Below are 7,387 nucleotides of genomic sequence, written 5' to 3'. Positions count from 1 at the left end.
GCTTTGCCTCAATTGGCGTACTCATTGGTGTTGTTTTCCTTGAGGGCATTCGTATCGCTAACTGAGGCAAAGTGTATCGAACTGCTTTCGCCGATAGGCCTGCGGAGAAAGGCCGTGCTCATCAGCCAGCCAAGATACTGCGCGCAATGATCAACTTTTGAATGTGACTAGTGCCTTCGTAGATCTTTGTAACGCGCACATCGCGATAATAGCGCTCGACCGGGAAGTCGTTGACATACCCGTAGCCACCATGCACTTGCAGCGCCGCAGAGCAAACCTTTTCAGCCATTTCGCTGGCATAGAGTTTAGCAACGGAGGCCTCCTTACTGGTTGGCAGGCCCGCATCCGTAAGACGAGCTGCATACAGCATGTACTGGTGCGCCACCTCAACCTGCATGGCCATTTCCGCCAAATCAAAGCTAATGGCCTGCAGTTCGGTGAGTGGCTTGCCATAGGCCTCGCGCTCTTTGGCGTAGCGGATGGCTGCCTCCAGCGCTGCACGGGCAATGCCGATGGCCAGGGCGGCGATTGCGATGCGCCCATCGGACAACAGCGATAGTGCTTTGCCATACCCGCGCCCTTCCTCACCGATCATGTTCTGAACTGGAACACGCATGTTGTCCAGCTGAATCTGAGCCGTGTGGGCCGTGTGCTGGCCCAGCTTCCTTTCGATACGCAAGCATTGGTAGCCTGGATCTTCGGGGTCCGCGATGAACAGGCTGAAGCGGTGACGGGCACCTGGTTCCGCAGTTGCTGCCACGACGAGCGCAAAGCCCGCTTCACTGCCATTGGAAATCCATTGTTTGCTGCCATTGATCACATAAACGTCGCCGTCCCGCTTAGCCGTGGTCCGGATGGCTGCGGTATCCGAGCCTGCATGGGGCTCTGACAATAAAAAGGCACCAATGCGCTTGCCACTGGCCAGATCCGGCAGATGGCGGGCCATCTGTTGTTCGGTTCCAAAACTACGTAACACGTGCGCAGCTGAGTTGTGGACGTGCATCATGGTGGCGAAGCCACCATCGGCCGCTGCGAATTCTTCAATAGCCAGGCAATACTCCACGAATGAAAGCCCGGAACCGCCGTATGCTGGCGGGGCGAGCATGCCCATGAAGCCTACGTCGGCAACTGCCTTGATTTCGTCGTGTGGCCAAGCCCCCGTGCGATCACGTTCGGCGGCCGTGCTACCCACCACTTCAGTCGCGACACGCCGGGCAGACTCCCGAATAATGACTTCTTGTTCGCTCAGCAATGCATTGGAAACGATGCTCATAAACCCATCCTTGAAAACTTGGAAAACGACTGACCCAATGCGGTCAACCCAGCCAGCGCTTGCGGCGGCGGTAATGTTTCATGTCGCGGAAACTCTTGCGCTCCCCATCGACCGTCAGGCCGAGGTAGAACTCTCGAACGTCCTCGTTGGTCTTTAAGCTGTTGGAGGGGCCCTCTAACACGATCCGTCCGCTCTCCATCACATAGCCGTAGTCGGCTAAATCCAGAGCGACGCGGGTGTTTTGCTCCACGATCAGCAGAGTCAGACCGCTGGTCTTGAGGTCACTCAGCAAACCATAGACCTCATCGACCATCAGCGGAGCCAAGCCGAGCGAAGGCTCGTCGATCATCACCAACTTAGGCTTGGCCATCAGGGCCCGTCCAATTACCAGCAATTGCTGCTCGCCGCCCGACAGGTAACCTGCTGTGCGAGTACGCAAGGCTTTCAGACGCTTGATGCGGCTATACACCTCATCAAGCATTTCCTTGGCATCGCCAGCGCTGCCCATATGACCGCCCACCACCAGGTTCTGCTCCACTGTCATGTGGCGGAGAACCTTGCGCCCTTCCATGACATGTACCAACCCCTTGCGAACGACATCGACGGGGTTGGCACCGGTGATGTCCGCACCATCAAATTGAATACTCCCCGCCGTCACACGACCATCCTCTGTCCTGACCAGGTTGGAGATGGCCTTGAGCGTGGTGCTCTTGCCAGCGCCATTGGCGCCCAGCAAGGTCACGCACTGTCCAGCGGGGACTTTGGCGGTAATGCCTTTGACAGCAAGAATGACGTCGCTGTAGAGGACTTCAACGTTGTTCAGTTCAAGCACGGGTAGCTCCAGATGATGTGGCCTGGGTCTCGGTGGCCCGAGACCCAGGCCGATTTGCAATTACCACTTGTTCAACACAGGAACCGGAACGTTCTGCTCGAGAAGTTTGTACTTTCCCTTTTCGACGGTGCCGATGTTGACGGCTGTGCCCGAGGTCGGGAACGGCGCATCATTGTTGAACTTGATATTGGGCAACAAGCCAAAACTGCGCTCGGTAGGCATGGGGGTGGACAGCAGTGCAGCGCGAACCTCTTCGCCCGTCACACCGCCAGCACCTTTGACCTTGACAACATTTTCAACGGCACGAACCGTCAACATCGCTTGGCTCATGCCCATAATGCAGGCAGAGTTATAGGCGGCTTGCAACTTGTATTGGCTGCGCAGTTTCTCGAAGAAGTCCCGTGCCGGTGTTGCGCCTTCGGCGGCCATGGCCATGCCATAGACCTCATAGTTTCCATCCATTTGGCTCAGGTCACCCAGCGCTTTCCCCGACGAAAGCAACCCGTTATGAGCGCTAACCACTATCGGAATATTGGTTTTTCCAAGGCTTTGCAGGGCGCGCCGTGTCGCCACTACCGATGCTGTATTGTTGAACACCTGCAGTACCGTGGCCCCCTTGCGGACCAGGCGGCTGACCTGCTGGGTAAGGTCGGTCGGCTGTGCTTCGGTATAAATCGTTTCAACGACTTCAATGATCTTCGGATTGTCCTTAGCGAACTTCTCGACACCTTTGTGGATGTCCACGTAGGCCGGCGATACTTCCGATGAAATCACCCCCACCTTGAGAGGAGCAGACGAACCCGACTTCTTCTGCATCCACACATAAAACGCAGCCGCTTCGTGCGGGTAAGTGGCACGGGCATTGAACACCCAGTTATCACCCTTCCAAGCAAATCCATATCCTGCTGTCGACTGGACAAGAGGCACCTTGTCACTAGGCAAGCGCTGCTGCAGCGCATTGGTATCTGCACCGCCCACACCCAGAACAGCCACCGGGTTGAGCTCGGACTTGATGCCTGGCCAGAGGCTGGCCACTTGGGCGACGTCATAGCGGGTGTCGAAATCCTTGATTCGCAATGCGACGCCCTGCGCTTTACCGACCTCTTCGCTCCACCAGTCGAGCACCGCACGGCGGCATCCCGTCATATCTTTCATGATGTCTGCGAAAGGTCCGGTGAAGTCAGCCAGGCCAGCCACGTTGTAAGTAGTCTGAGCTTGTGCCATGCCGCCAAGGCACAAGGCTGACGCCAGTAAAGCGCCGCGTTGCCCCAGTTTGACCATTGCCGACAACTTTGCTCGATTCGTTTTCATAAAAAAAGTCTCCTTTTGTAGTAGCGCTTTGCATTGGAGCAGCCCTTCCCAGCGCCTAAGGTGGCTGCAGAAAACAGGATTGCGGTCAATATGGGTAAGGCCACATGCGATAAGACCGCTTGACGATGTTCCACCGGTGCATCAGACCGCGTGGCTCAAAGATCAGAAAGGCCGCGATGACTCCACCCAGGAAAATATTCATCACTGCGAAAACAACATCTCCGCTCAGGAAGGAAAAGTTCTCGACCAGTGAAGGGCCCACGATGGTGATCGTCTCCTGGGCAGTACGGATAACAAACACGCCGATCAGCGCGCCCGTCACCGACCCCATGCCACCCACAATGATCATCGCGATGAACCATATCGAGTGGATCAGGGTGAACTGGTCAATCGCCACGAACCTGACGTAGTAAGCCCAGAGCCCTCCACCGATGCCCGCGTAAAACGCACCCAGCAAGAAGGCAAGTACCTTGGTGCGCACGACATTGATGCCCATCATTCCTGAGGCCACGTCGTCATCGCGCACTGCCGCAAAAATTCGACCATGGCGGCTGCGTGCGACGCCGTAGGCGCCCGCAATCATGATGAAGGCCACTACCAGACACAGGTAGTAAATGCGGGTATCGGTGTTGAAAACGAAACCAAGGAGCTGTGCTGGTTCCAGAGTGATGCCGTTAGATCCCCCCAGCCACTTGGCAGGCAGGTTGAGCACAAAGAAGTGGAACAAAATCTGCGCAGCAATCGTGGTCAAGGCAAGGTAAAAACCCTTTATGCGCATTGCGGTTAATCCAAACACCAGCCCAAAAAGCGCCGCGCACAGCCCGCCGATGGGCAAAGCCAGCCAGAAAGGCAGGTGGCCTTTCGTCGCTAGGAGCGCTGTTGCATACGCACCAACCCCCATGAACGCAGCTTGACCCAAATTGATCTGACCCGCTAGACCAGTATTGATCTGCAGCCCCATGACCACCACTGCAGTAATCAGCATAGAGGTCATGATCGCCACCCAGCGGACCTCGCTGATCAGGGGCAGCGCAAACAACGCTATAACAAACAGGCCCAATGCCACCGCCTGGCTGCGCGTGCGAATTAGTGCTTGGTCTTTGGCGAAAGAAGTCGCGAATACACCTGCGGGATCCATGCTCATACCCTCTCAATGGTTTTCCACCCGAACATGCCGGTGGGACGAATTAACAACACCACCAGCATGATGATGAAAGGAAAGACGGAGCCCAGCGCTCCCCCCACCAGGGGATCGAGATAGGCCGAAGCCAAACCCTGAATCACACCCACCAAAACACCGGCGATCAGCAAACCTGCGAGGGACTCCAACCCAGCCAGCAAGGCCACCGGCAAGGCAGCCAGGCCGATGTCGGAGCTCATCATGTTGATGGAGCGGCCACTCAAATGCACTATCGCCCCCAGTGTGGAAAGCACGGATCCCAGCACCCACGCAAAGGCAATGGAACGCTGCACCGAGATGCCCATGGACATGGCCACCTGGTGGTCTTCCGCCACGGCCGTCATGGTCAAGCCAGCCCTTGTCCGGTTGAAAAACCAGGAGAGGCCAACGCCGATGAAGATGGTCATAATTCCACCGTAGAGCATCGAACGGGAGACGATGAGATCGCCAACGATGATCGGATCCAGAGGAAAGATGATCGGAAAAGCACGCACCTGTGGACCAAAAAGCACCAACACAACGCCTCGGATCAGAATCAAGAGACCGATCGTCACCATGACCATCGAGAAGACGGATTCCCCAACCAGACGGGCAAAAAATATCCGCTCAATCATGAAACCAAAAATTGCAGCACTAACGAATGCCACGGGCAATCCGACCCACAGCGGTAGACCCATCTGAATAATCGTCCACCACACCATGTAGCCGCCAAAGACCACCAACTCACCTTGTGCAAAGTTGAACACCTTTGACGCGCGATAGATCACGACGAAACCCATGGCGATCAACGCATACAGAAGCCCTGACAGCGCACCGTTTATCAGGTAGTTAATAAAATCGATCATTTCCGTCCTCTGCTTCGGGCTGCGCCCAGGTGGTCTGACCCTGCGGCGTCCGTGTCATGGATGGACACCAGAGCCTCGAAATTGCCGCGCCGACCGTCCTGGTAGGTCACAGGAATATCGATACGCACGGCGTGCAAGCCGTCATATAAACCGTTGATCAGCGTGGCGTATCGCACCTCCAGGAATTCGCGCCGCAGCTTTCTCGAACGTGTTAGTTCGCCCTCGTCCGGATCAAGCTCTTTTGGAAAATTGGCGAATCGCTTGACCCGCGCATGCGCCGGCAAAAACTGATTCACACGGGTAATTTCCTGACTGATCAACTCTGCGACCTCTGGCCGCTGTGACAAATCGGTAAAGGTTGAAAATCCGATCCGCTTGTCTTCTGCCCACCGCGACAGAACAGCCATGTCGATATTGATGAGAGCGGCCACGAAGTCCCTCGTCTCGTCTCCCACCGTCATGATGTCCTTGATGAAGGGACTGAACCGAAGGCGGGTCTCGACGAACTGCGGCGGGAAGGTTTCTCCGCTGCGCAAACGCTTGAGGTCCGACAACCGCTCCAGGAACACGAGCTCGCCTAGCTCAGTTTTCGTTACGGCATCGCCCGTGTAGAACCAGCCATCTTTCACCTTCGACTCTACGGAACCCTCTCTGCGGTAGTAGCCCAGAAACGGGCTTCCGCCACGAATCTGCAGCTCTCCGTCCGCACTCAAGCGCCATTCCAATGGTGGGCCCGCCTCTGGATGCGCCTTCATCCAGTGCCCTACGGTCTCCAGATCAAATCGGTCACCCTGGTGGCATGTCAGCAACCCGGTTTCGGTGGAGCCATAGATGTTGCGCAGAGGTATACCCATGGCATGGAACATGCGAAACACATCCGGTGCCATGGTGGCACCACCGCAGCTGGCACAGCGCAGCCGGGTCAGGCCGAGCAGATCTCGCAACGGGCGCAGAACCAGTGCATTGGCGATAGGAAACAGCAACCGGTCCAGCAGGCCAACGGGTTTTCCATCCAAGCGCCCCACATTAACGGTGTGACCGATCTTCATGCCCCACTCGTAGACACCTCGTCGAATGGGTCCTGCGTCGAGCATGTGCGCCTGCACAGAGGACGCCATGCTTTCCCACTGGCGCGGAGCAAATGTCATACCTTCCACCGCCAATTCCCGAATGTTGGACAACACCTGCTCCGGGCCCTCGGGGAAGTTCACTACCATGGGCAATCCCAATCCCATGGTGATGCCATATATTTGTTCAGTGGCCCAGGATGGCGCGATGTAACTCAGGTATTCCATACCCGGCTTCACATCCATGGAATCGATCAAGCGCTGGGCGTTGTCGATCAAAAAGCGATGCGTGAGGATCACGCCCTTGGGCTGCCCCGTCGTGCCGGAAGTGTAAGAAAGAACCGCTATGTCATCGGGGGCTCCCGCATCCACTAGCGCGTCGTACATCTTTCCGTTACGTTGATGGATTTCACGCCCTTGCCGCTGCATGCCATCGAAGGTTTGCAGGATGGGGTCGTTATACGACCACATACCCGTTTCATCCCAATACACAATGTGGCGCATCTTCAACGTCTTGTTCCGGACATCCAGGCCCTTGTCAACCTGCTCTTGGTCCTGCGCGAACAAGATGACTGCTTCGCTGTCGTCCAAAAGATAGGCCACCTCCTCCGAAGTGAGGTCCGGGTACATGGATACAACTTTGCATCCCAGTGCATGCGCGGCATACTCGGCCCAGTAATGCTGCGGCTCATTCTCACCAATGATGGCAATGGTCTCACCCGCTTTGACGCCTGCTTGGTGCATGCCCAGCGCAATCTCTCGAACGTTGCGCTGCACATCCGCAAAGCTGTACTCCCGCCAAATGCCGCGCTGCTTATGGCGCTGGGAAAGACGGTTGGGGTTAGCATGCGCATGCTTGCGCAGCAACTGGGGAAGGGT

General features: G+C 56.4%; 6 protein-coding genes. All 6 read right to left on the bottom strand.

Annotation, left to right across the window (positions count from 1 at the left end):
- Positions 1 to 121 precede the first annotated feature (121 nt).
- Positions 122 to 1,273 carry an acyl-CoA dehydrogenase family protein gene (locus DBR23_RS22190; RefSeq protein ID WP_056743879.1) on the bottom strand — a complete coding sequence of 384 codons (1,152 nt, stop codon included), beginning with the start codon at positions 1,271 to 1,273 and terminating at the stop codon, positions 122 to 124.
- A gap of 43 nt (positions 1,274 to 1,316) precedes the next feature.
- A complete protein-coding gene (locus tag DBR23_RS22185; protein ID WP_056743881.1) occupies positions 1,317 to 2,105 on the bottom strand; it encodes an ABC transporter ATP-binding protein in 789 nt (262 codons plus the stop codon).
- A 60-nt stretch (positions 2,106 to 2,165) separates the two neighbouring features.
- On the bottom strand, positions 2,166 to 3,416 hold the full coding sequence (locus tag DBR23_RS22180; protein WP_083235468.1) for an ABC transporter substrate-binding protein: 1,251 nt from the start codon (positions 3,414 to 3,416) through the stop codon (positions 2,166 to 2,168).
- An 85-nt stretch (positions 3,417 to 3,501) separates the two neighbouring features.
- The gene (locus tag DBR23_RS22175) at positions 3,502 to 4,560 is read right to left on the bottom strand and encodes a branched-chain amino acid ABC transporter permease (RefSeq protein ID WP_231940635.1); all 1,059 of its coding nucleotides are present in this window, start codon (positions 4,558 to 4,560) and stop codon (positions 3,502 to 3,504) included.
- Positions 4,557 to 5,441: a branched-chain amino acid ABC transporter permease gene (locus tag DBR23_RS22170; protein ID WP_056743883.1), complete on the bottom strand. Its 885-nt coding sequence runs from the start codon at positions 5,439 to 5,441 to the stop codon at positions 4,557 to 4,559. Before DBR23_RS22170 ends, DBR23_RS22175 begins: the two co-directional genes overlap by 4 nt.
- On the bottom strand, positions 5,438 to 7,387 hold a 1,950-nt coding region (locus DBR23_RS22165; protein ID WP_108499601.1), incomplete at its 5' end, for a long-chain fatty acid--CoA ligase. The genes DBR23_RS22170 and DBR23_RS22165, both read right to left, overlap by 4 nt.

Source organism: Acidovorax sp. HMWF018 (genome assembly GCF_003061035.1).
In the GTDB taxonomy this organism is placed as follows: Bacteria; Pseudomonadota; Gammaproteobacteria; order Burkholderiales; family Burkholderiaceae_C; genus Acidovorax; species Acidovorax delafieldii.
Note: the sequence above shows the minus strand (reverse complement) of the source record. Positions and strands in the feature narration are given on the sequence as shown.

Bases quoted from the DNA above. Each gene is read 5' to 3' on its own strand.
- DBR23_RS22175 (WP_231940635.1), bottom strand. From the start codon at position 4,560: ATGAGCATGGATCCCGCAGGTGTATTCGCGACTTCTTTCGCCAAAGAC.
- DBR23_RS22180 (WP_083235468.1), bottom strand. From the start codon at position 3,416: ATGAAAACGAATCGAGCAAAGTTGTCGGCAATGGTCAAACTGGGGCAA.
- DBR23_RS22170 (WP_056743883.1), bottom strand. From the start codon at position 5,441: ATGATCGATTTTATTAACTACCTGATAAACGGTGCGCTGTCAGGGCTT.
- DBR23_RS22190 (WP_056743879.1), bottom strand. From the start codon at position 1,273: ATGAGCATCGTTTCCAATGCATTGCTGAGCGAACAAGAAGTCATTATT.